The 23,245-nt window shown below is 62.9% G+C and carries 26 protein-coding genes; 15 read left to right on the top strand and 11 right to left on the bottom strand.

Annotated elements, in window-relative coordinates; translation table 11 throughout:
- Positions 1–151 precede the first annotated feature (151 nt).
- Genes pcaH through ACFWAD_RS06550 form a run of 6 tightly spaced genes read left to right on the top strand, consistent with a single transcriptional unit; the run spans position 152 to position 6,071 of the window.
- The gene (pcaH, locus tag ACFWAD_RS06575; RefSeq protein WP_095972088.1) at positions 152–871 is read left to right on the top strand and encodes a protocatechuate 3,4-dioxygenase subunit beta; all 720 of its coding nucleotides are present in this window, start codon (positions 152–154) and stop codon (positions 869–871) included.
- A complete protein-coding gene (gene pcaG, locus ACFWAD_RS06570; protein WP_378542290.1) occupies positions 864–1,496 on the top strand; it encodes a protocatechuate 3,4-dioxygenase subunit alpha in 633 nt (210 codons plus the stop codon). Before pcaH ends, pcaG begins: the two co-directional genes overlap by 8 nt.
- Before the next feature lie 11 nt (positions 1,497–1,507).
- On the top strand, positions 1,508–2,836 hold the full coding sequence (gene pcaB / locus ACFWAD_RS06565; protein ID WP_378542288.1) for a 3-carboxy-cis,cis-muconate cycloisomerase: 1,329 nt from the start codon (positions 1,508–1,510) through the stop codon (positions 2,834–2,836).
- Complete coding sequence (pcaD, locus tag ACFWAD_RS06560) at positions 2,833–4,014, top strand: 3-oxoadipate enol-lactonase (protein WP_378542286.1); 1,182 nt, start codon at positions 2,833–2,835, stop codon at positions 4,012–4,014. The genes pcaB and pcaD overlap by 4 nt, the downstream gene beginning before the upstream one ends.
- Positions 4,011–4,835 (top strand): IclR family transcriptional regulator C-terminal domain-containing protein, encoded by an 825-nt coding sequence (locus ACFWAD_RS06555; protein ID WP_378531222.1) that lies wholly within the window; start codon positions 4,011–4,013, stop codon positions 4,833–4,835. The genes pcaD and ACFWAD_RS06555 overlap by 4 nt, the downstream gene beginning before the upstream one ends.
- 24 nt (positions 4,836–4,859) lie before the next feature.
- Positions 4,860–6,071 carry an acetyl-CoA C-acetyltransferase gene (locus ACFWAD_RS06550; protein ID WP_378542284.1) on the top strand — a complete coding sequence of 404 codons (1,212 nt, stop codon included), beginning with the start codon at positions 4,860–4,862 and terminating at the stop codon, positions 6,069–6,071.
- On the opposite strand, the gene ACFWAD_RS06545 is transcribed toward ACFWAD_RS06550, so the two are convergent.
- Positions 6,072–6,611 (bottom strand): MarR family winged helix-turn-helix transcriptional regulator, encoded by a 540-nt coding sequence (locus ACFWAD_RS06545; RefSeq protein WP_378446947.1) that lies wholly within the window; start codon positions 6,609–6,611, stop codon positions 6,072–6,074.
- Between the two features lie 72 nt (positions 6,612–6,683).
- On the opposite strand from ACFWAD_RS06545, the gene ACFWAD_RS06540 reads away from it, so the two are divergent.
- Positions 6,684–7,409: an SDR family NAD(P)-dependent oxidoreductase gene (locus tag ACFWAD_RS06540; RefSeq protein ID WP_378542282.1), complete on the top strand. Its 726-nt coding sequence runs from the start codon at positions 6,684–6,686 to the stop codon at positions 7,407–7,409.
- Here ACFWAD_RS06540 and ACFWAD_RS06535 read toward each other — a convergent pair whose 3' ends face one another.
- Complete coding sequence (locus ACFWAD_RS06535; RefSeq protein WP_378542280.1) at positions 7,410–8,129, bottom strand: dienelactone hydrolase family protein; 720 nt, start codon at positions 8,127–8,129, stop codon at positions 7,410–7,412.
- Positions 8,130–8,174: 45 nt separating this feature from the next.
- Positions 8,175–9,227 carry an ABC transporter substrate-binding protein gene (locus tag ACFWAD_RS06530; RefSeq protein ID WP_378542278.1) on the bottom strand — a complete coding sequence of 351 codons (1,053 nt, stop codon included), beginning with the start codon at positions 9,225–9,227 and terminating at the stop codon, positions 8,175–8,177.
- A 320-nt stretch (positions 9,228–9,547) separates the two neighbouring features.
- Here ACFWAD_RS06530 and ACFWAD_RS06525 point away from each other — a divergent pair, with 320 nt between their 5' ends.
- On the top strand, positions 9,548–9,751 hold the full coding sequence (locus ACFWAD_RS06525) for a cold-shock protein (RefSeq protein WP_003939930.1): 204 nt from the start codon (positions 9,548–9,550) through the stop codon (positions 9,749–9,751).
- A gap of 69 nt (positions 9,752–9,820) precedes the next feature.
- On the opposite strand, the gene ACFWAD_RS06520 is transcribed toward ACFWAD_RS06525, so the two are convergent.
- The 4 genes from ACFWAD_RS06520 to ACFWAD_RS06505 all read right to left on the bottom strand — a co-directional run bounded on the left by ACFWAD_RS06520 (position 9,821) and on the right by ACFWAD_RS06505 (position 13,549).
- Positions 9,821–10,549, bottom strand: coding sequence for a Clp protease N-terminal domain-containing protein (locus ACFWAD_RS06520; RefSeq protein ID WP_378542276.1), 729 nt, complete (start codon positions 10,547–10,549; stop codon positions 9,821–9,823).
- A 74-nt stretch (positions 10,550–10,623) separates the two neighbouring features.
- The gene (locus tag ACFWAD_RS06515; protein WP_378531208.1) at positions 10,624–11,406 is read right to left on the bottom strand and encodes an alpha/beta fold hydrolase; all 783 of its coding nucleotides are present in this window, start codon (positions 11,404–11,406) and stop codon (positions 10,624–10,626) included.
- An 83-nt stretch (positions 11,407–11,489) separates the two neighbouring features.
- Positions 11,490–12,482: an ABC transporter substrate-binding protein gene (locus ACFWAD_RS06510; RefSeq protein ID WP_378531205.1), complete on the bottom strand. Its 993-nt coding sequence runs from the start codon at positions 12,480–12,482 to the stop codon at positions 11,490–11,492.
- A gap of 428 nt (positions 12,483–12,910) precedes the next feature.
- On the bottom strand, positions 12,911–13,549 hold the full coding sequence (locus ACFWAD_RS06505; protein WP_378542274.1) for a DUF2461 domain-containing protein: 639 nt from the start codon (positions 13,547–13,549) through the stop codon (positions 12,911–12,913).
- A 122-nt stretch (positions 13,550–13,671) separates the two neighbouring features.
- On the opposite strand from ACFWAD_RS06505, the gene ACFWAD_RS06500 reads away from it, so the two are divergent.
- Both ACFWAD_RS06500 and ACFWAD_RS06495 read left to right on the top strand, forming a co-directional pair.
- Positions 13,672–13,944 carry a hypothetical protein gene (locus tag ACFWAD_RS06500; protein WP_378531201.1) on the top strand — a complete coding sequence of 91 codons (273 nt, stop codon included), beginning with the start codon at positions 13,672–13,674 and terminating at the stop codon, positions 13,942–13,944.
- A 93-nt stretch (positions 13,945–14,037) separates the two neighbouring features.
- The gene (locus ACFWAD_RS06495) at positions 14,038–14,883 is read left to right on the top strand and encodes a mechanosensitive ion channel family protein (protein ID WP_003939801.1); all 846 of its coding nucleotides are present in this window, start codon (positions 14,038–14,040) and stop codon (positions 14,881–14,883) included.
- A 94-nt stretch (positions 14,884–14,977) separates the two neighbouring features.
- Here the strand turns inward: ACFWAD_RS06495 and codB are convergent, their stop codons facing one another.
- Entirely contained in the window at positions 14,978–16,309 is a 1,332-nt protein-coding gene (codB, locus tag ACFWAD_RS06490; RefSeq protein ID WP_378542272.1) for a cytosine permease, read from the bottom strand.
- Positions 16,306–16,770, bottom strand: coding sequence for a nucleoside deaminase (locus ACFWAD_RS06485; protein WP_378542270.1), 465 nt, complete (start codon positions 16,768–16,770; stop codon positions 16,306–16,308). Before ACFWAD_RS06485 ends, codB begins: the two co-directional genes overlap by 4 nt.
- Before the next feature lie 145 nt (positions 16,771–16,915).
- Between ACFWAD_RS06485 and ACFWAD_RS06480 the strand changes: the two genes are divergently transcribed.
- Together ACFWAD_RS06480 and ACFWAD_RS06475 are read left to right on the top strand one after the other, a co-directional pair.
- Complete coding sequence (locus ACFWAD_RS06480; protein WP_378542268.1) at positions 16,916–18,466, top strand: PucR family transcriptional regulator; 1,551 nt, start codon at positions 16,916–16,918, stop codon at positions 18,464–18,466.
- 28 nt (positions 18,467–18,494) lie between these two features.
- A complete protein-coding gene (locus tag ACFWAD_RS06475) occupies positions 18,495–19,139 on the top strand; it encodes a formylglycine-generating enzyme family protein (protein ID WP_378542266.1) in 645 nt (214 codons plus the stop codon).
- Here ACFWAD_RS06475 and ACFWAD_RS06470 read toward each other — a convergent pair.
- Positions 19,122–19,697 carry an AAA family ATPase gene (locus tag ACFWAD_RS06470; RefSeq protein ID WP_378542264.1) on the bottom strand — a complete coding sequence of 192 codons (576 nt, stop codon included), beginning with the start codon at positions 19,695–19,697 and terminating at the stop codon, positions 19,122–19,124. The two genes, ACFWAD_RS06475 and ACFWAD_RS06470, sit on opposite strands and share 18 nt — an antisense overlap.
- Before the next feature lie 18 nt (positions 19,698–19,715).
- Positions 19,716–20,825, bottom strand: coding sequence for a DUF6670 family protein (locus ACFWAD_RS06465; protein WP_378542262.1), 1,110 nt, complete (start codon positions 20,823–20,825; stop codon positions 19,716–19,718).
- Between the two features lie 146 nt (positions 20,826–20,971).
- Here ACFWAD_RS06465 and ACFWAD_RS06460 point away from each other — a divergent pair, with 146 nt between their 5' ends.
- Genes ACFWAD_RS06460 through ACFWAD_RS06450 form a run of 3 tightly spaced genes read left to right on the top strand, consistent with a single transcriptional unit; the run spans position 20,972 to position 23,245 of the window.
- Complete coding sequence (locus tag ACFWAD_RS06460) at positions 20,972–21,814, top strand: alpha/beta hydrolase (protein WP_019745522.1); 843 nt, start codon at positions 20,972–20,974, stop codon at positions 21,812–21,814.
- Between the two features lie 2 nt (positions 21,815–21,816).
- Positions 21,817–22,383, top strand: coding sequence for an NTP transferase domain-containing protein (locus tag ACFWAD_RS06455; RefSeq protein ID WP_378531187.1), 567 nt, complete (start codon positions 21,817–21,819; stop codon positions 22,381–22,383).
- 58 nt (positions 22,384–22,441) lie between these two features.
- Complete coding sequence (locus ACFWAD_RS06450) at positions 22,442–23,245, top strand: transglutaminase family protein (protein WP_378542260.1); 804 nt, start codon at positions 22,442–22,444, stop codon at positions 23,243–23,245.

Raw genomic sequence — 23,245 nt, 5'->3', positions numbered from 1 at the left:
GGTGCGTACGTATTGTGAACCCCCGTGCGCATCACGAACATTTTTTGCCCCCGGCATTGCCTGGGTCACATTCACGAACTATTCTGTTCGCAGAGCGCAACACATGTACACATTGCGAACACCTTCACGTAACCGAACGACGAGGTTCCCTATGCTGCATCTACCGCCGAGGTACCAGCGGCCGACTGGCGTCAACGCCCCGGCCGATTTCGCGGACTACAAGACCACTTCTCTTCGCCACCCGAAGCAACCGCTGAAGCTGCTCCCCCAGCGCCTCACGGAGCTCACCGGGCCGGTATTCGGCGAAGATCGCGTCGGCGCCGGCGAAAACGACCTGACCATTGCCAACGGCGGCGAAGCACAGGGACAGCGCATCGTCGTCCACGGGCGCGTACTCGACGGCGACGGAAAGCCGGTCCCCCACACGCTGCTCGAGGTGTGGCAGGCCAACGCCGGTGGACGCTACCGCCACACCGGCGACAACTGGCCCGCGCCGCTGGACCCGTTCTTCAACGGGCTCGGTCGCTGTGTGACCGACGCGAACGGCCACTACAGCTTCACCACGATCAAGCCCGGCGCCTACCCGTGGATGAACCACGACAACGCCTGGCGACCGGCCCACATCCATTTCTCGCTGTTCGGCACGGCATTCACGCAGCGCCTCGTGACGCAGATGTACTTCCCCGACGATCCGATGTTCTTCCAGGACCCGATCTACAACGCGGTGCCCGAAGAGGCCCGTCATCGCATGGTCAGCGTCTTCGACTACGACGCCACAGTCCCCAACTGGGCTCTCGGGTTCCGCTTCGACATCGTCCTGCGCGGCCGTAATGCCTCCGTATTCGAGAACGAGGAAGACCACGATGACTGACAGGCAAACACCTATATACCCCGTCGTCCCCGGCGACTTCACCACTGCCCCCTTCGGTGTCACGCCCTCTCAGACCGTCGGGCCGTACTGGCACATCGGCCTCCCCTGGACGGACGGCCCCGACGCTGCCCCGAGCGATACCCCCGGACGAATCACGCTGGCCATCACGGTGATCGACGGCGCCCGTACACCCGTCGCGGACGCGATGATCGAAACATGGCAGGCCGATACGCTCGGACGCTTCAACCATCCGGACGATCCCCGTGGCGCAGTGGAGCTCACTCCGGCTGGTTTTCGCGGATTCGCCCGCAGCGCAGCAGATTACACCGGCACCGCACTGGTTCACACCGTCAAACCCGGAGCGCAGCCGACTGAAACGGATGTGGACGAAGCCCCGCACGTCAACGTGTCGGTCTTCGCTCGCGGCATGCTCGACCGCCTGGTCACCCGCTTGTACTTCCCCGAGGACACCGACGCACACGCAACAGATCCGGTGCTGTCTTCACTGAGCGAAACCGAACGCGCGAAGTTGGTTGCAACCAAGGTCGACGGTGGGTACTCCTGGACGGTCTATGTTCAGGACGAGGACGCGAACGGCGTCGAGACGCCCTTCTTCGAACTGTAAGAGGAGTACACATGCCCACTCGCGGCGCACTGTTCGATCCGGTGTTCGGGGCCACCCGAGTAGCGGAACACCTGTCCGACCAGGCGTGGGTCACCGCGTTGCTCGACGTGGAAGCCGCGCTGAGCTGCGCGATGGCCACCGTCGGATTGGCGGACGGGGAACATTGCGCCGCGGTGGCTGCTGCTGCGGCCGAACTCTCACAACCGGGTGGTCTGGACATCGTGGCGCTCGGCCGGGCGTCGGCAGCCGGTGGAAATCCTGTCATCCCGCTGGTGAAGATGCTTCGCGAAAGGGTGGGACAGGAAGGTGTGCCTGCCTCCGTGGTGCATCCGGGAGCCACCAGCCAGGACATCATGGACTGCGCTCTCATGCTGTTGACGCGACGCGCGGGCGCGGTGGTTCTTGCCGACCTGACACGCGCCGCCGATTCCGCCGCCCACCTCGCCCGCCTCCATCGCTCCACTCCGATGGTCGCGAGAACTCTGGGCCAGCAGGCACTTCCGACCACTTTCGGCCTTCTGGCCTCGAGTTGGTTCACGGCACTCGACGCCGCCGCGATCCGCCTCGAGATCGTGCTGTCCACGTTGCCGGTTCAGTTCGGCGGCGCCGCAGGCACACTCGCTGCGTTGTATCCCGACGGGCTCAGGATCGCCGATGCACTTGCCGACGAACTCGGCCTGGCCAGGCAGGTTGCTCCCTGGCACACCGACCGCGTGACCATCGCAGAACTCGCGACGACGCTCGGTATCGTCGCCGGCGCTGTTTCCAAGCCCGCCACCGACATCACCGTCATGGCGTCCACCGAACTCTCCGAGGTCGCCGAAAGCGCTCCGGGCGGCTCATCGGCCATGCCGCACAAGCAGAATCCGGTTGCGGCGATCACCGCCCGCGCAGCAGCGCGACGTGCTCCCGCACTGGTCGCCACAGCCCTGTCGAACATGGATCACGAATTCGCCCGCGCTGCAGGCCCCTGGCACGCCGAGTGGGAAACCGTCACCGAACTCCTGCGTCTGGCAGGCGGAGCAGCGCACCAGCTTTCCGTCAGCCTCACCGGCCTGCAAGTGCACACCGAGTCGATGGCACGCAATCTCGACATCACCGGTGGCCTGATTCTCGCCGAGCGGGTCACCAAGGCACTGTCCGCGCACACCGATCGAGCACGCGACATCGTCACAGCGGCAGCCACTTCCGGAATCAGGTTGGATCGTGATCCCGCCATCGCCGCGCACCTGAGCGAAGCGGAGATCGCCGAACTACTCGACCCCGCACACTATCTGGGCCACGCCACCGATCTGGTCGACCGTGCCCTCGCCGAACGCCCTACAGGAGGATCTCGATGAACGTCGCGCTCAACTTTCAACAGACCGGCAATCCTGATGCTCCCGCAGTAGTTCTCCTGGGTTCACTCGGATCCGATCTGTCCATGTGGCAGCCGCAGATTCACGCGCTGTCGAATCGCTACCGCGTCATCGCCGTCGACCATCGCGGCCATGGCAAGTCACCGGTACCTGCCGGCCCCTACTCCATTGCCGATCTTGCCGGCGATGTCATCGCTCTCCTCGATTCGCTCGAACTCGAGTCCGTACATCTCGTTGGGCTCTCCCTCGGCGGCGCCGTCAGCCAGTGGATCGCCGCACACAACCCCACTCGCGTCGAGACGTTGACCTTGATGTGCACGTCCTCGCAGTTCGCCCCGGCTCAGCCATGGATCGATCGCGCCCAGGCTGTCCGAGCGGACGGTATCGCGTCCATCGCGGCCGCCGTCGTCGGACGCTGGTTCACGCCGGGACTGGCCGACAACGATCCGGAACTAGTTGCCCGCCACGTCGCAATGGTCGAAGCCACACCCGACGAGGGTTATGCCGCCTGCTGCGAGGCACTTTCGGTGTGGGACGGCCGCGCCGACCTGGCACGCATCGTCGCTCCGACGCTCCTCATCGCTGGCGAGCAGGATCCGGCGACGCCTCCGGCGACGTTGAGCGCGATCGCCGACGGTATCGCCGACGCGGTACTGCACGTCGTTGATCCCGGCGCACACCTCGCCAGCGTCGAACAGGCCGGGCGCGTCACCAAACTACTTGCCACGCATATCGCCTCGCACACATCTGCGCTCGCCCAACGTAGCGCCGCGGTGTCGGCAGGCATGACCGTACGACGCCAGGTGCTCGGCGACGCCCACGTCGACCGTTCCATCGCCGGCGCCACCGAATTCACGGCCCCGTTCCAGGACTTCATCACTCGCACGGCGTGGGGCGACATCTGGTCACGCCCCGGCCTCGATCACCACACCCGCAGGCTCCTCACTCTCGCGATCCTCACCGCCGTCGGCAACGAACACGAACTCGACATGCACATTCGCGCTGCGCTGCGTGCCGGGATCGATCCCGACGAACTCGTGGAAGTATTTCTCCATACTGCGGTCTACGCGGGTGTGCCGAACAGCAACTTGGCTTTTGCGCTGGGAAAGCAAGCACTCGCGGACCTCTCGGCCGAACCTGAGGAGAACGAGACACCATGAGTGAGAACAGCAGCGAGCAGGCGCCGGGACCGTCCCCGGACTACGTGCAGTCGCTGGCCCGTGGGCTTTCCGTCATCAAGGCTTTCGACGGTGAGCACCCGCGTCGCACCCTCAGCGAGGTTGCCAGGCACACCGATCTCACGCGTGCGACCGCTCGCCGCTTCCTGCTCACACTCGTCGAACTCGAATACGTACGTACTGACGGTTCGGTGTTCTGGTTGACGCCTCGCGTCCTCGAACTCGGCTACAGCTACCTGTCCAGTCTGTCTCTCCCCGAGATTGCCGGGCCGCATCTGGAAGCTTTGTCCGCCAAGGTCCGTGAATCCACGTCCGTGTCGATCCTCGACGGTGACGACGTCGTCTACGTGGCTCGTGTTCCGGTCAGCCGCATCATGACGGTGTCCATCACCATCGGCACGCGCTTTCCCGCCTATGCGACGTCCATGGGCAGGGTCCTGCTCGCCGGCTTGCCGGACGACGCATTGGACGCCTACCTCGCCCGAGTGTCCTTCGCCCGGCTGACCGGCAAGACCATCTCGACCGCCGACGGACTGCGCGCCGAACTCGAGAAGATTCGCGCCGACGGATTCGCGATAGTCGATCAAGAACTCGAAGAGGGTCTGCGCTCTCTCGCCGCACCCATCCGGGACGCAACCGGTGACGTGGTCGCGGCCGTCAACATCTCCACCCAGGCTGCCCGCTACAGCGCCGAAGCTGTTCGCGATGAACTGGTTCCGGCCGCAGTCGCCACCGCAGACGCCATCTCCATCGATCTCGGACGTACTCAGTCGTCCAACAATCACTCGGCAGCTACTCGCTGACCGGGCAGACCCAAGGAAGAACCAATGCCTGACGTTGTCATCTGTGAACCGCTCCGCACCCCTGTCGGCCGCTTCGGCGGCGTATTCCGCGACGTTGCCCCGGAAGATCTCGCCTCGACGCTGATCACCGAACTCGTCACGCGTACCGGCATTTCCGGCGCGGAGATCGACGACGTCATCCTCGGCCAGGCTTCACCGAACGGCGAGGCCCCTGCGATCGGACGCATCGCGGCGCTGAACGCCGGTCTGGGTGTGGACGTTCCCGGCATGCAGGTCGATCGCCGGTGCGGGTCGGGGTTGCAGGCAATCATCCAGGCTGTCATGCAGGTTCAGTCCGGTGGCAGTGATCTGGTCCTCGCCGGCGGTGCCGAGTCGATGAGCCAGGCCGAGTTCTACGCGACCGGAATGCGTTGGGGCGTCAAGGGTGAGGGTGTTGCACTCAACGATCGCCTGGCCCGCGCCCGCATCACAGCCGGTGGACGCGACTTCCCGGTCCCCGGCGGAATGATCGAAACGGCAGAGAACCTGCGCGCCGAGTTCTCGATCAGCCGCGAATATCAGGACGCACTCGCGGTGCAGTCGCATCAGCGTGCCGTCGCAGCACAGAAGAACGGCGTCTTCGCCGAGGAAATCGTTCCGGTATCCGTTCCGCAGCGCAAGGGTGAGGCCCTCCTCGTCGACACCGACGAGCATCCGCGCGCCGACACCTCGATGGAATCGCTTGCGCGCCTTCGACCCATGCGCGGAAAGATCGACCCCGACTCCACTGTCACGGCAGGTAATGCCAGCGGGCAGAACGACGGCGCAGCACTGGCGATCGTCACCACCGCCGACAGAGCTCGTACCCTCGGACTGCGACCGCTCGCACGCCTCGCGAGTTGGAGCGTTGCGGGCGTTCCGCCGCGCACCATGGGCATCGGCCCCGTACCGGCGTCGGAGAAGGCACTCGGCCGCCTCGGGCTGTCCCTGGCGGACATGGACGTCATCGAACTCAACGAAGCCTTTGCGGCACAAACACTTGCAGTCCTGCAGAGTTGGAATCTCGAGGCCGACGACCCACGCATCAACCCCAACGGCTCCGGCATCTCCCTCGGACATCCGGTCGGTGCCACGGGTGGACGAATCCTGGCCACCCTGTTGCGCGAGATGGACCGTCGCGAAGCGCGTTACGGCCTCGAGACGATGTGCATCGGCGGCGGGCAGGGCTTGGCTGCGGTCTTCGAGCGCCTGTCCTGATCAAGCCCCGACGTGTGCAACGCCGGGGTCTCCGAGTTCGCCTCGTAGACCGTCGAGAAAGACACGCAACAGGTCGGTGAGTTCGGCCTGCTGCTGCTCGGAAAGAATCGACGTCAGTTCGGCTTCACGGCCGAGAACTCGGTCCACCAATTGCTCCACCAACTCGTGGCCGGCGGCAGTGAGTGTCACGAGCACAATTCGTGACCCCTCCGCGGCGGGAGATCTCTCCACCAGACCCGCGTTCTCCGCGCGCGCGAGTCGCTGCGAGATCGCACCGGCCGTGACTCCGGTCTGCTCGGTGATCTGGCGAGTCGTCAACTGATACGGCTCGCCGGATCGCCGCAGGACACTGAGTAGATCCAGTGTCGCCGTGTCCGCACCGGCCGAGGCCAGTACCCGTCGGCGATCTTCCCCCAGCAACTTGGCGCACATCCACAGCCTGGTCACGATGCCGATACCTTCTACGGGCGTGCCCGGCCTTTCGCGAAGCCAGGCCAACGCAACCGCGTCCACCGCGTCGTCCGGGTTGTAGTCGCCCACCACTGCACACCTCGTTTAGCTCTAAATGATACGTTCTTCGTATAGGTCTAAACGTAGCTCACGGAGGTAGGCATGACACGCACAGTTCTGGTAACCGGCGGCGGAACAGGGATCGGGCGCGCAGTAGCGGGCGCGTTCGCCCGAGACGGAGACACAGTCTTTGTCACCGGCCGACGCACAGAAACACTCGAAAAGACCGCACAGGCGTTGGGGGCCGATGTTCACGCCGTGACGTGTGACAACTCCGACCCGAAAGACCTGAAACAACTGCAGGATTCGCTTCCCGGAACCATCGACGTCGTCGTTCACTGCGCCGGTGGCAACACGGACTTCGACCGCGAAGCACCGTCAGATCTGGAATCCGTGGCCGCCGCGTGGCATGCCAATCTGGACTCCAATCTGATCTCGGCAGTGTTGACCACAGCAGCAGTTCGAGATCGAATCCCCAGTGGCGGTGCCGTCATCACCATCGGATCGATTGCCGCCGACAAGGGCGCTGGAGCGTACGGCGCCGCCAAAGCCGCAGTTGCGACATGGAATATCGATCTGGCCGCCGAACTGGGCCCCGAAGGCATCACGGCGAACATCGTCTCCCCCGGCTACATCGCCGACACGGAGTTCTTCCGAGACTTTCTGACGGACGAGCGTCGCGCGATGCTGATCGAATCCACCAGCACCAAGCGCGCCGGAACCCCGGACGACATCGCGTCAGCCGTCCATTTCTTGGCCTCACCGGGTGCCAGGCAGATCACCGGTCAGGTATTGGCAGTCAACGGCGGTGAGAGAACCAGTCGCTGATCATGCCAGGTGACGCTCGAAGAACGAGTCGATGCGTTTCCAGGCATCCTGCGCTGCAACAGGATCGGGACCGATTCCGAGGATTCGCTCCAGCGGACGAAGGACCTTGGGTCCGGCCTCCGCGTCGTTGAGGAACGCGTGACCGGCTGTGGGGTACTCCTTGACGTCGTTCTCGATACCGGCATTGCTGAGCGCCGTCTCCAGTTTCGTTGCGGCGCCGCGGAGCGAGAAGTCCTTGCCTCCGAAGCTCCCGACGATCGGGCACGAATCCACGACGGCCTCATCGAGTTTGCGTGGAAGCTGGCCGTAGTTGACCGAGGCGGCGTCGAAATCTCCGGCGCTGACCATCGCGAAGCCACCACCCATACAGAATCCGATGACACCGATCTTTCCGGTGCAGTCCGGGGATTCCACCAGCCAACTGCGAGCGACTTCGATGTCGGTGAACGCCTTGCCGTGCCCTCGAAGCATCGACGTCATGGTGGGCACGAGGCACCGCTTCGCCCCACCCGCGCTGTACAGGTCGACAGCAAGCGTCAAGAACCCCGCTGCGGCCAGTCGCTTGGCTTGCCTTTGCATCACCTCTTCGAGCCCGAAGGCCTCGTGAATCATCACTACCCCCGGCCACGGGCCGGGGGTAGTGGGTGTTTCGAGTATCGCTCGCAGCGGTTGTGATCCGCCGACTACTGCGGCGCGGCCCGTCAGATCTATGTCCACCATGTCTCGATGCTAGGCCGACGCGGCGTCCGTACGCCCGGAAGTGGCTCAGGCGAGCTGTTTTCCCTGGCCGGCCGCGAGTCCGGTCAAGACCTCCGCGAGTTGAGGCAAAGCGTAGGGCGCGCTCAGTGGACCGAAATTGTCGACGAAGGCATTCGAGAGCAGAAGTTCGACAGGCGCGTAGGCTCGCGCCTTCACGGCGGGGAGGTTCTGGAAGACTGCGAAGTTCTCCAACCTCGCCGTCGCCTCCGGATCAGAAGCGAGGCTGAGCAGAATGTCTGCGGGCGCGAGTACTTCGGCCTGCTCAATCGACAGCGCAGCCATCTGCTCGGCGTTGTATCCGCGATAGTTGAGTCCGAGTTCGCGCAGCAGAACCCCGGGCGCACTGGCATCACCTTGCACGTACAACTGGTCGCCGTACATCGAGCCGATCATGATCGCCTTGCCACCCAAACCGTTCAGCGAAGCAGCGGTATCGGCGATGAGAGCGTCGGTCCGGGCGATCGCCGCCGTAGCAGCCTCGTCGACAAAAGCGGCCTGCCCGACCGTGGCGACGCCGTCCCGCCACGACGTGGTCCAGTCCAACGCCACGACCGGCGCGATCTGACTGAGCTTCTCAGCCGCCGGTTCGAGATAGGTCTTCATTCCGATGATGAGGTCCGGCGAGTAGCGCGCGATGATTTCCGGGTTGATTTCGCCTGTGGTGTCGAAGCTTTCGAGATCAGCTATTCCCGCGGTGCTCTGCCACGGCAGAGCACCGCGGTCCCACGCTCCAGTATTGCCGTAGGCGACGGGGTGCACGCCGAGGGACAGGAGAAATTCGAGATCCGTGAAGTCGCTGGCGACAACGATCCTTTCCGGCTTTCCCGAGATCGTCGTGGTCCCGAGCGCGTTGATCACCTGGCGTTGCTCGCCGGCGTCAGCGGAATCTGACGACGTCGAGCAACCCGCAAGGATGGCCGCCGCTGCCGCTGCGCCTACACCGAAGAACCCGCGGCGGTTGAGCTGATCCACAAGGTCAGCAGTCGTGGGTGATTCGCGAATCGTTCCGTACATGTGCGCACTCTCCTTCTCGGCGTCTGCTGCGCGCGCCGAGGGCACAGCGAATGAGAGGTTAGCCCACCCTCAGCTCCCATGGGGTCCCTACGTTGTCGACTTCGAACGATCCGAGCGCGAGAACCCCGCTGGGCAGCTTTCTCGCTGGTCTATCCCCGCAGGCTGGCATACGAGGCACGAGTCCAGGCCTTCGACGGATTGATCAGACAAGTGTTGAAGATCGGTATCCCTCCGCCTTGTCAGCCCCTGACAAACTCGCTTCTGCACGTCGCCCACCGTTCGACTTGCGCGGCATGGGAGGATAGACACATCGAGATCGGGACTTCGATGTGAGGGCCCGGATCGAGTTTGTAGGGAGTATCGGTATGGCACAGGGCATCGTGAAGTGGTTCAACGGCGAAAAGGGCTTTGGTTTCATCGCTCCCGACGACGGAACACCGGACGTGTTCGTTCATTACTCTGAAATCTCGGGCAACGGCTACAAGTCGCTCGACGAGAACCAGCGTGTGGAGTTCGAGGTTGGCCAGGGCCAGAAGGGTCCTCAGGCCACCAATGTGCGCGCTGTCTAATCAGTGACACAAGAAGAGGGCCGTACCCGCAAGGGTGCGGCCCTCTTCTGCATCAGGCTCACACATGAATCACTGATCCTGAATGACGGCCAAAGCTCCCACGATGTTCGACTCCGCAACCGATTTCGAGATTCCGAGGTCAGCCAGAACACCTGATCCGTCTTCGAGTTCGAGTAGTGCGAGCAGGATGTGCTCGGTGCCGATGTAGTTGTGGCCCAAGCGAAGAGCCTCACGGAACGTCAGTTCCAGAACCTTGCGCGCACGAGCGTCGTACGGAATGAGTTCTGGTAGTTCGGAAGTCGGAGCCGGTAGTACACAGGCCACCGCGTCCCGAACGGAGCCAAGCTCCACCCCCTGCGCGACTATCGCCTTCGCAGCCAACCCGGCAGGCTCCTCGACAAGCCCCAGGAGCAGGTGCTCAGGCTGGATCTCTGCGTTGCCGGCAGCGCGGGCTTCGTTCTGCGAGGCCATGACGACGTTCTTCGCCCGCGGGGTGAACCGGTTGAACCCTTCGTTCGGATCCATCGGCTTCTGATCACTCGGCGCCTTGGGAACAAACCGCTTCTGCGCAGCCTGCTTCGAGACACCCATGCTCGCGCCGATCTCCGTCCACGACGCTCCCGACCTGCGCGCCTGGTCGACGAAGTGGCCGATCAGATGGTCTGCAACTTCACCGAGACGATCAGCGGCGATCACGGCGTCGGACAGTTGGTCGAGCGCGTCGGTGTGCACCTTTTTGATCGCCTCGATGAGGTCGTCGAGCCGGACCTTGTTGGTCATTTCCACTGGTTTGCTCATGCGTCAACCTTAGGTTGACGCACTCGAAAACGTCAACCCCGAGTTGACGATGATTTCTTGTTGCCGCCAAACGACTAACCGGAAAAGAACTCGCGCAAAGCCGGAAGAATGGCGCCATCAGCGACGCCGTGACCCTGGCCGGGGATCTCCAAAGTATTTGTTCCCGAGACTTTTGCGGCGATTCGCATTGCCGAAGCAGGCGCCCATCGACCACTGTCACCGCCGTACATAACCAACGTGGGGACGGTAATCGAGGCCAGCCAGTCGAGCGACTCGCAGCCGTGGTCACACACAGCGACGTCATAGGGCAAGGTGTGCGCGATGGCGCACATGTCGGGCCAATCGGCACTCCGCTTGATCTCGTCGACCATCTCCGGAGACGCGCCGGTCAGGTCCAGAAAACGGGTCACAGCACCCTCCCTGTCGCCGGCCGCAATCAACCGCTCCAGATCACTTTGGACGGTTTCGTCCTGCTGGTCGTCCATGTACGGCGCCTCGTAGACGGCGAGCTTACGCATCGGAACGGCCTGCGCAGCGGCTTCCAACGCCAGCGCCGCACCCGACGACAATCCGTAGACCAGCGGTGTTTCACCGGTAGCCGCGACGACTGCTCGCAAATCCTCCACCTCGTCGTCGATCGAGAACGCGTGGCTGTCACTGCTGTCCCCGCGCCCGCGCCTGTCGTACGAATACACCGTGAAGTCCGCCGCCAACTCCGCAGCGAGAGAATCGAACCATCCTCGATCGCAGAACGCTCCGGCGACCAGGACTACTGCTGGTCCGGCACCGGAGCGTTCGTACGCGATGGTCGTACCGTCGCGGGATTGCACTACCTCTGGGGATTGCTCTGTTTTCACGTCGATCTCCTCAGGTCTGGTCAACGCCTACCTGATTAGACCGCCCGCGCTACCGAAACTCATCGCTCCAGTCGGCAGGGGCTTCAGCCGATTTTGTTGTAGAGGGCATCCCAGCCCTGCGCCACGTAGGAAATCGTGTAGATCGAACCGTAGAACGTGGAGCCACCCAGACTGGTGACGTTGCCCGCCTGCACTGCCGGGAGTCGCTGCCACAGCTTGCTCGCCACCAATGCCTGGTACGCCGCACTGTCCTCGTTTTCGGTGATCATGAAGCCGTCGACGCCGGCCAGCACGTCGAGGCCCTCGAGGCTGACCCCGCCCTCGGGATCAAGCCCCTCCGAGGTGGCAGTTTTGCCACCGATGTCGCCGAGCGTCATGTCGCTGGGCTTGTCGCCCTTCTCAGAGGTACGGATGCTCGTGACGTACAGCGTGTTCGTGTCGGGCATGAACGAGACACTGGCGACGGTCTTGGACGCAATCTTCTCGGCATGACGACTGCGGATGTCGGAAATCAGATTGTCGTAGTCGAGCGTCAATCGATCGAGTGTGGCCGTTCGACCGAGCCAGCCCGACAGCCGCGAGAGGTTGGTGCGCCAGTCGTCGGTGAACTCTGTCGTCAGAACCGGTGCGATGGTGGACATCTCGGCCACCGGCCACCACTCGCTCTCGTAGTTCAGGCACACGATCAGGTCGGGCTCGAGCGCCAAGATCTGCTCGCGGTTGGGGATCTCCGACAGGAACGGTACCGACGAATCGATAGGCACCCACGGCGTCGCCTGGGCGTACGTGTAGCCGACGAGCGGAAGTTCCAGAGCTACAGCAGGTTCGAGGTCGAGCCGAGAGTCGATCGCGACAACTCTCTTCGGATTGACAGGAATGTCGTATGTTCCGAGAGGTGTCGTCACGGAACGCATTTCGGTTTCGCCCGAACTGCTTCCGCTGTCACCGCACGCCGCCAGGAACGCGCCCAGTCCGGCGATTCCGGCGCCGAAGCCGAATTGCCGACGAGTGAGATCCGAGACGAGGCGGTTGTCGGAGTAACCCTCGGGAAGCAAGAGCGTGGATTGAGCGGGCATGCGTGTCGAACCTCCAGAAGAAATGATTCATCCACTGTTGGGAGCGGATAAGGATGCCCTAACAGCGTACGCAGAGAGGGTCGTCGCGATCGGCCCAGAAATAGTCGAATCAGGCCAAATCGAGCCGCCCTACTTGTCGAGCTTGCGCATCTCGACGAAGTAGACCGCGCTGAACGCGAGGTAGGTGCCGACGATTCCGAGAACCGAGATGATCAGGACGAGAGCAAGAAACATAGCCATGATGGTCTCCACTGACACGGGTTGTTCACGATGTCGATCGAGAGAAAATGGCTTCGAACTGCGGCGTTGCGACTCGAAGCGGTGCCGAAACTTTGGGTTACACACACCACGGTAGCCCCAGGCGTCTCGAGTTTCGATGAACTCGAGGTGAACTCTCCTACGGCTCCGTCACACTTTTTGTCGGACAGTCAGTTCGGTCCGAGCACCTGCCCGGACCACTCGACCAAAGGCGTCAGTGCGCGCCACGCCGTGCGAACTTCCTTCAATGTCCTGGCGCTGTCCAGCCACGGCGGACTTGGGTAAGTACGACCAGCGGTCAGCGACTTGTGACGCAGCAACTCGATTCGCGGGTGGTCCACCGTGTACCCGCGAGGCGCCGTCTTGAGCTTGTCGCCGCCGATCGTGAATCCGGCCTTTTCGACGGAGGCCAGGATCTTCTCGAGTTCCGGTCCCCGAACGTCGTCGTCGACAGCCGCTCGATATCGCGCGATAGTCTCCGAACTGCTGGCGTAGAACCCGCCGGCCACCATCAACCCTGCCGCGTCGACCTGCACGTAGTAGCCACAGCTCTCGGCGAGACCGACGAACGCGCCCTGATGCGTCTTGTACGGAATCTTGTCCTTCGAGAATCGAACGTCACGATACGGCCGAAAGAGCTTGGCTGAGCCGAATTCGTCCTCCAACGCCGCGGTCAACGACGCCATCGGACGACGAACCACCTCGTCGTACGTCTCTTTGTGCGCTGCCCACCAGGTCTTGCTGTTGTCGGCCTCTAGGTCTTCGTAGAAATCGAGTGCAGCAACGGGTATGCCAGTGAACGCAGCCATGTCGTAAGCCTAGTCCGAGCTGACACGCACAACCGACTTGTCATCCGAATGGACTCTTGCCGCGCCCGCGAATTGACCGAAACATGGCCAGGTGGAACAACAATTACTCACGGAGGGAACACATGACACCGAGACTGTCGGTATTCACGGATCTACTGGCCCAAGAAGTCTTCCAACCAACCCCGGTGGTAGTGGAAGCCCCAGTCAACATTCCCGTTCTTGTCATCGCCGTCATCGCGTTGGTGACTGCGATAGCAGCACTTGCTGTGGCACTTTCGGCTCGCATGCGTGCCGCTGCCGCACCGCGATCCGCCGCGGCTCAACAATACGGATCAGTGCAAGCTTCGCAGAGCCCTCCACCGGCACCGCCCACCGGTTGGCACCCACACCAATAGAACCCAACCAAGTCAACCGCGTATCCCTGGCATCAAAGAGGTGTTGCCCTGCACCGATGCCCGGATCGGCCCGAATCCGTAGACTGCATGGGGATGATTTCCGAAATACAAGCATGGGAACTGACCGACACCAACCGAGACTGGCTGATTCACCGACCTGTCGAGATCGCAATCTACGTGGCGCTCGCAGTAGTGCTGCGCTTCGCACTGCACCGCGGGATCGACCGAATGTCGAAGCCTCGCAAGTCTCCGAACGCCAAGGTGAACGAGCGCAGATCGCAGCGGGCGCGGACCATCGGTTCGGTACTCAAATCGACGGTATCCATCGTCATCCTCGTCTGGTGTGTGCTGCAGATCCTCGGCATTCTCGGGATCAACGTCGCGCCGTTCATCGCATCAGCCGGTGTCATCGGCCTTGCCATCGGTTTCGGTGCACAAAATCTGGTGCGTGACTTCCTCTCCGGCATCTTCATGCTGCTCGAGGATCAGTACGGCGTCGGCGACGTCGTCGATCTCGGCGACGCGGTCGGCACCGTCGAAACAGTGGGCCTGCGTGTCACCACGATTCGAGATGTCAACGGCACCTTGTGGTACTGCCGCAACGGTGAAATCCTGCGAGTCGGCAACATGAGTCAGGGTTACGCCACTGCCGTTCTCGATCTCCCGATCGCCCACAACGCGAACGTGCACAAAGCGTGCGAGGTGGCGACGCGAGCTGTCCTCGAGGCGGCGGAGTCCGAACCGATCAGGGCGGACATGATCGACAAGCCTGAGATGCTGGGAGTCAATTCGGTTACTGCCGAGGCGATTACCATCCGAGTGACGGCGCAGGTCAAGCCTGGCCGCCAATGGGCGGTCCAGCGCGCGTTTGCGCGCTCGGCACTGACTGCATTCGAAGAGCAGGGTATCGAGGCACCCTACCTGCCTGTGTTGCGATGATTGTTGGGACGGAGTCAGCAGCCCTTCTCATTAACTACGCGAGCCCCCGGCGCGGTGGATACCGCCGGGGGCTCGCTTGTGTCAGAAGCGTAATTCAGACGGTGGAGGTCGAGACCTCCCGGTTTGCCGATGTGTTACCAAAAACCCTGTGCAGGAACATCGTCAGAGCAATGGCTGCCACGATCCCGATCAGCGGCGGGATTCCCACCTCGAACTCACCGGAAAGCCAAGCGAGGAACGCTGCGACGGCATAAACGGCGAGGTTGCGCCAGTGCACCGGCCGCGGGATGTAATCCTCGGGAATGCCGCGCCGCCACCGGCACAGGAAATCCGCGATGATCACGCCGCCCAACGGCGGGATGAATGTTCCGAGCAGGCTCAGATAGTCGACGAGATGGTTATGCACACCGGTCAGAGCGAGTGCCGTGCCGATCACACATCCACCGATGACGAACGGAGTCTTACGGGGCTTTCTGAACAATTCGGCGCCGGCCACCCCGAAGGCGTATGCGGTGTCGGCGTTGCTCTTCCAGAGATTCCCGAACAGCAAGACCAGGCCCCAGCCGACAAGCCCGAGGTTGTAGAGAATCAGCACGAAGTCACCCTCGTGGAACGTGATAGCTCCGATGGCGCCGAACAGGATCATCAACCCGTTTCCGAGGAGGAACCCGATAACGCAGGCCCACACCGCTTGTGATCCGGAACGGGCAAATCTGGTCCAGTTAGGCGCTTGCGTTCCCGCCGATACAAACGTGCCGACCACCGTGGTGATTGCGAGCGCGATCGTCATGGTCGTCGCGGGTTGAACCGAGACCAGGCCGGAGAATCCACCGACTTCTTCGAGGGAACGGAATACGACCCAGCAGGCCAACGCGAGGATCAAGGGCGTCGAGACGAGCGAGACCCAATACATTCCGCGGTAGCCATAGCAGGCGGTGATGCACATCAAGATGCTCGCCGCGATCATCACCGACGCCCTGGCGAGATAGGAATCCCAGCCCAATGCCTGGGCGGTGAGATCGCCGATCGTGCCGATGATGACTCCGTACCAGCCGATCTGGGTACCGCCGAGCAGGATCGAAGCGAGCTTGGACCCGCGAGTGCCGAAACTGTAGCGCGCCATCACAACTGTTGTCAGTCCAGTACGGGCTCCGACGAACCCCATCATGGCGACGTACACCCCCAAGATGGCAGATCCGGCGGCGATCACCACCATCAGTTTCCAGAACGAGAACGCGGTACCGAGCGCCGCTCCGGCCAACATCGTCGGAGTGAAGATGGTGAACCCCAACAACACCACCGCGAGCGAGAAGAAGGGCTTTCGTGCATGAAGTGGAACCGGAGTTACGGGATAGTCCGGATCGACCGGAGGGCCGGCACTCTCCGAATCACCTGCGACCGTGGCGGGTTCGACGGCGCTGCTCATACAACTTCGCCGATGTCTTCGAGCCACAGGCCCGGGCGCTCGGCCAGCATGCGGTCCATCAATGCCACACACTCCGCGTCGTCGACGACGTCGACCTGAATTCCGCTGCTACGCAACCATTCTTCCGATGCCTCGAAGGAACGATTTTCGCCGACCACGATTCGAGGAATCTCGTACAGTCGCGCAGTTCCAGCGCACATGAAGCACGGCGACAAAGTCGTGTAGAGGACGCACTCGCGATACACCGAGGCCGGGAGCCGACCGGCTCGCTCGATGCAGTCGGTCTCGCCGTGACGGATGGCGCTGTTCATCTGGACCCGACGGTTGCGTCCCACTGCAAGCACCTCGCCGCGATGAATCAGTGCCGCGCCGATCGGCACGCCGCCCTCCTCCCAACCGATCTTCGCCTGTTCGATCGCTAGCCCGAGAAAATACTCATCGGTGTCTGCCGGGTGATTCATGTGCGCTCCTGGAGTCTGACCAAAATCGTTGAATGTGGCTCGTGTCACAATCCGACCACGGTCGTAATACCCCGACAAGGGACAACCTGTCAGTTCGGCAGAACTAGCTCTATGACGGACTGCCCCCTCGGCGGACGATATAGAAATGCTGCCCACTCTGCGACAAGTTCTCGCGATGCCCTCGTTCAAGGCCGCAGCAATCGAAGTGCTCGCGGGCGACGTCGACACCGCGGTGGTCCGCTGGGTCCATTCGTCCGAGGTCTACGAGATGGGCGGGCTGTTGTCCGGAGGCGAGGTCCTTCTGACAACGGGTCTCGGCCTGCACGGGCGATCCCCCGAGCAACTCACCGCCTACATCGACCAATTGGCGGACGCGGGATGCGTCGCCCTCGCGATGGAAGTCGGCCGCTCGTTCCTCACCGCCCCTGCCGAGCTCGTCGAGGCTTCGCGCCGGCGCGGGCTCGCGTTCCTGGCACTGCACGCAGTAGTGCCCTTCGAGCGGATGGTCGAAGACTTTCACGACCTCATGCTCCGCCGCACGCTCGGTTCGGCACGAGCCGGCGAGCCTGTCTGGCAAGAACTTCTGGGGATCGTGGTGGCGGGCCAAGGCATGACTGCACTGCTCAACAAGGTGTCACGTCTCGCAGGGTGCGGTGTCGATCTCCTCGACGCTGATGGCAGAACCGTCGAGCGCAGCACAACCGACGCAGAACGGTCCGAGACCGAACGGACGATCCACGACGTACGCGGGCCGACGAACTCGCTCGGTCGACTGGTCCTGAATGGCCGGGCAACCACACGCCGAACTGCCGTCGCCAACTGCGCCGCCGTGGCTGTGGCTCTGGAACTCGGTCGCCACGGCGATGTCGGCCCCAGTCAGTCACTCGCACAGTCGGTGATCACAGACGTGGTGGGCGGAGTGCTCACATCGCACGGCGACTTGTCCGAGCGACTGACAGCGGCCGGGTGGAAGCCGTTGTCGGAGGGCCAACATGTCCTCGTCGCCGCTGTCGACGTCGATCGACAAACGCCGGTTCGAGAGCTCGCGGACCCGGTGCGCAACGCTGTGCGAGCCGTGCTCGGCTCCTGTGTGGTCGGGACTGCGGCGAATCACGTCATCGTGCTCGCCCATGGCTGGTCGGCCGCATCCCCCGCTCGAGTGCGGACGGCATTCACCGAAGCCGACGAGCTGCTACGCCGCGGACCCGGCGGTTCCGCGGTACGCACGCTCGGAGTCGCGACACCGGTCGAGGATCTGTCCGGCGTCGGGGCCGCCGTCGCGCAAGCTCGCGAGGTCGTTCAGATCGCACGGCGTTTCGGCACCCGAACCGGCGTGATCCTCGCGAGAGACGTCGGAGTCCAACGACTGCTCGCCGCCGGTACGACACCCGCTTCCCTGTCCTCGTTCGTCACGGAGCAACTCGGTTCGCTGATCGCTTACGACACAGCACATTCCGCAGATCTCGTCCGAACCCTCGATGCATACCTCGCACATCGGGGCGGCAAGGCGAGAACCGCGGATCTGCTCGGGATCAGGCGCCAGTCGCTCTATGCGCGATTGACTCGTATCGAAAAGCTGATGGGAGTTTCTCTCGACGATCCGGCACAGGTGGTGTGTCTCGGACTTGCACTGACCGCATGGCGAATGCGCACCGGCCTTGATCCGCAGGCCGCGTTCGAGCGTCTCCCCGGGTGAGCAACTACCGTTCTGCGATGATGGACGTATGACCGGAGCAGCGGAGTTGATGATCGAGATCCCTGCCGGGGAGGTGCATCTTCGGGACGACCGCAAGGGTACTGCGTGGACCTCGAGAGTCGAATCCTTCCGCCTCGCGCGCCATCTCACGACCCTGGCACTGCTTCACGGAGATTCGTCGGCCGATTCGAGCAAGCCCGCAGTCGATCTTTCCTGGCAAGACGTCATCGCAACCTGCAACACACTGTCCGTCGAGGACGGTCTGACGCCCGCATATCGAGACGTCGACACCGATTCTCCGCAGTGGGACCGGACTGCAACCGGCTACCGACTCGCCACCGAGGCGGAGTGGCAGTACGCGTGCAAGGCCGGCACCTCCGGCTACCGCTACGGCGAGATCGACGAGATTGCCTGGTACAGCGACAATTCAGAGGGTAGGGCGCATCCCGTCGGAACGAAGGCACCCAACAACTGGGGTCTGTACGACATGATCGGCAATGTCTGGGAATGGTGCTGGGATCTCTACGACCCCGAGGTCTACGGCACGTACCGGATCTTTCGCGGCGGCAGTTGGGCCGAAAGCGAGCGCGGTTGCGGCGCTACCGTGAGGCGGCGGAGCCACCCGACGTTTGCCATCGACGACCTGGGATTTCGCCTAGCTCAAACGATCTGAGGGCAGACGGCCGAGGACTTCGAGCACAGCCTCGATCTCTTCTCGACTGCGCAGCCGAACTATCGGTAACGACGGCACATCGACAAGAACAGTGGCCATTCGCTCCGCGTTGTGTCCGTCGGTTCGCCAGGCCCACCGAACCACGTGTTCCGGATCGAAGAGAATGGTGTGCAGGGGCGGCTCCATGTTGCGGTTCCACAACACCTCTCGCTGCAGACGCCGACGTACGGTTCGTGTGATCACCTGGCGCATCACCTTCCGCCGAGGCAGATCCAACCACAGCATCAGGTCCGCACGCTCGGCCAGAAGCCGACGCACCGCACCGTACTGCCACTCGGTCACCCAGGCCGGCTCACTGGAAAAGCGTCGTACTTCGGTTTCGAAACTCTCGAGCGGAATCCAGTCGGGCCCGTGGAAGAGAGAGTCCAGCTCAGTGTGTTCGATCTCCAGAAGCCGCCCGATTCGACCGGCGAGAGTCGTCTTTCCGGCGCCCGAGGTCCCCGCGACAAGGATCTTCTGCGGACGAATCGTCAGCGCGGTGGGGTCTACGAAAGGCACCGATACACACTAGGGGCCTTACACTTCGCAGTCCACCCATTCGATGTAACCGGTGCCGTTGATCGACGCACCGTCGAAGCTTCCCCGGTAGGTGTACGCGCCGACGTATCCCTTGCCGTGACCGTAGCGCCACTCCGAGTCGATCTCGGCCTCGAACTCCACGACCGTCCTGCCGTGATCGCGTACCTGCCAACGCAGTACGCGCGGCACACGCATCTCGCGACCCTGCGGGTCGACATGCAATGCGTCGGCGTACTCGAGCACGTCGAACACGACGTCGTCGAAAACCCTTGCGCTACCGTCCACAGTTCGAACGTAGGCGAGCTTGCACGCCGTCACCCCTGACGCTCGAACATCGGTGAGCAACAGTTGATGCCGGTCGTCGAGTTGAACGATCTGATAGGTGAAGAAGTCGGCCGGGAGCTTCCACGACTCGGGAAGGGCGCGGCGAGTCAAAGATTGTGGCGTCATGCACCGCGCGTATTCAACGGTGCACGGAGCCGAAATGCTCACCGGTCCATCCGGACTCGAGATCGTCCCCGAACACTGCGCCAGAAGACTGACGTGGTCGTAGACCGGATTGCGCACGAACCACGACGCTTGATCTGTTGCCACTACCTCCAGATCGACATCGAAAGAGTCGTAGCGCCCGGTGACACGGAAATTCGGGTAGTTGTTCTCGATGATCAGGTTGTCACCGAAGGCAATTCGCGAACCGCCTTCTTCGAAAGCGCACTCGTCGTCGGCGTCGTACGCCCGATAGAAGTGGTGGCCAGGCGCAGCGGTGGAACTCAGCACGGTTGCGGTATTTCGCGCGTCGGGTGCAGCGAGATAGTCGTTGTCGAAGACCACCGTCCCGGTGGCACCGATCAACGTCATGGTGTTGAGATAGCGAAACGGCCCTGGCAACTCGGGAACGAAGATCCCGTAGTGCGTCCAGGCAAATTTCCGCGAAGCAAGATGCGGGCGCATCATCGCCGGTCGATCGAACGGGCGTACCGACTCGGCCATCCGCTTGTCGATCAGCGGAAGCGCACCGTCCAGCAAGGCCCGTACCGCCGGTCGCCACAACCGACGCGAGCGGGTGGCGGAGGCAGTGTGGGAACGATCAACAGTTTGTCCGGTCACGCCCCCAAGTTAATGTAACCAGACGTAACAAACAAGTGTCGAAGTTTTCCTCGACGACCTCACCCCTGAACACCCGCGCCCTGCGCAAGGGGCGAATAGCATGTGAGAATCCGCGTACCGGAACCGGTCGCAGAGAGGGCGCAACAATGCAGCACGAAGAGTCGTCGTTCACCGGGGTAGCCGGCACCAAGATCGTCTACGACGTCTGGACTCCGGACCGCGAACCCACGGGGGTTCTTGTCCTCTGCCACGGCCTCGGCGAACATGCGAGGCGCTACGACCACGTAGCCGCGCGACTCGGCGAACTCGGTCTCATCGTGTACGCACCCGACCACCGCGGGCACGGTCGGTCCGGCGGCAAGCGCGTTCACCTGAAGGAATTCTCCGATTTCACCGACGACGTCCACACCCTGTTCTCGATCGTGACCGCGGCCCATCCCGGCAAGGACAAGTTCCTGCTCGGACACAGCATGGGCGGCGCGATCGCGCTTTCCTACGCCCTCGATCATCAGGCCGATCTGAAGGCGCTCGCACTTTCCGGACCTGCTGTGATCATTGCAACCGGAACTCCGAAAATCGTGATGCAGTTGGGCAAGATCGTCGGCAAATATCTCCCCGACGTGCCCGTCGAGAATCTGGAAGCGGCTGCGGTATCGCGTGATCAGAAGGTTGTCGACAAGTACAACGCCGACCCGCTGGTGCACCACGGCAAGGTTCCCGCCGGAATCGCGCGCGGCATGATCACCGCCGCGGAAGGCTTCCCGGCGCGCCTGCCTTCGCTCACCATTCCCGTACTGCTTCAACACGGTTCGGACGACCGTTTGACGGACCCCGCCGGCAGTAAGCTCGTCGCAGATCTGGCCGGCTCTTCGGACGTCACCTTGAAGGTGTACGACGGCCTGTACCACGAGATCTTCAACGAGCCTGAGCAGGAAGAAGTTCTGAACGATCTGATCGAGTGGCTGCGTCCGCGGGTCACCGGAGCATAGTCGTGTCGACGTGCGGGATCCTGCTGGCTGCCGGGGCCGGATCCCGCATGGGCAAACCCAAAGCGCTCGTCACAAACGCCGACGGTCAGTCTTGGCTTCGCCACGGGGTGACGACACTGCAGTCCGCAGGCCTCTCACCGGTCATCGTGGTCCTCGGCGCTCAGGCAGAGGACGCCCTCGAACTACTGCCCACCACCGATGTCGTTGTAGTGATATCGGATTGGCAGCACGGAATGAGCGCCTCGCTGCGGTGCGGACTCGAGGCCGCCATGAGAATCGACGACGCAGATGCGGCAGCGATCTCCCTGGTCGACGTCCCGGATCTCGATGCCGACACCGTGACGCGGATCGTGGGTGTGAGCGCCCCTGCGCGAAACATGCTGCGAAGAGCCGTTTTTCACGGTAGGCCCGGCCATCCCGTCCTGATCGGACGTGACCATTGGCCGATGCTTGCAGAGTCTCTCACCGGGGACGGGGGCGCCAATACCTACCTACGAGAACACGGGGTCGAATTGGTGGAGTGCAGCGACCTCAGCAGCGGCGTCGACGTCGACTATCCCGAAGCCTGATCGCACGCCGCAATCCTCCCAGGTGGTGGGTGTCCGTATTCGGTGTAAAGATGATCCGATGAAACGTACCGTCGCCGCCCTGCTCGACATCGAGATCGACGAGGCGACCAACCTGGAGTTCAAGATCGCGGTGACGCGCGCGCCGGGTGTCGAACTGCTGGAAACGATGTCGTTCGTCCATGACGGCAATCCACTCGAACCCCGCGAGATCACCGCCGAACACGGTACCCGCATCCACCTACTCGACTGTGCCCCAGGCAAACTGATCGTCAGCTACGACGCGACCGTGATCGGCCGCGCCGAACCGGCGTCGGTCAGCGACTACGACGTGTCGAAGTATCTGCGCCCCAGTCGGTATGCCGAGGCGGACAAGTTCTTCGGTTTTGTCGCCGGGCAATTCGATCTCGCCACTCCCCCGGCCGAACTCCTTCTCGAAGTCACTCGCTGGGTGAGTACACATTTGAGTTATGTTCCCGGCACCAGTCGCGGTACCGACAGTGCGGTCGACACCTTGCTCGCCGGCGCCGGAGTGTGCCGCGACTACTCGCACCTGACCATCTCACTGCTGCGCGCCGTGGGGATTCCCGCTCGACTGGTGGCCGTCTACGCGCCGGGTTGCGATCCGATGGATTTTCACGCTGTCGTCGAAGCCAACATCGACAACGTGTGGCGCGTGGTCGATGCAACGCAATTGGCGCCGCGGAGCAATCTTGTGCGCATCTCGACCGGCCGAGACGCCGCGGACACAGCGTTCCTCGACAACCACGGCGGTTCGATCACGTTGCATGCCTCGGAAGTTCGCGCAGTCGTCGACGGCGTTCTCGATGACGACGACTACGCGATCCTCACGTCGATCGGCTGA

It is taken from the genome of Rhodococcus sp. NPDC059969 (assembly GCF_042738325.1).
Classification (GTDB): Bacteria; Actinomycetota; Actinomycetes; order Mycobacteriales; family Mycobacteriaceae; genus Rhodococcus_F.
This window is presented reverse-complemented; position numbering and strand designations above follow the sequence as displayed.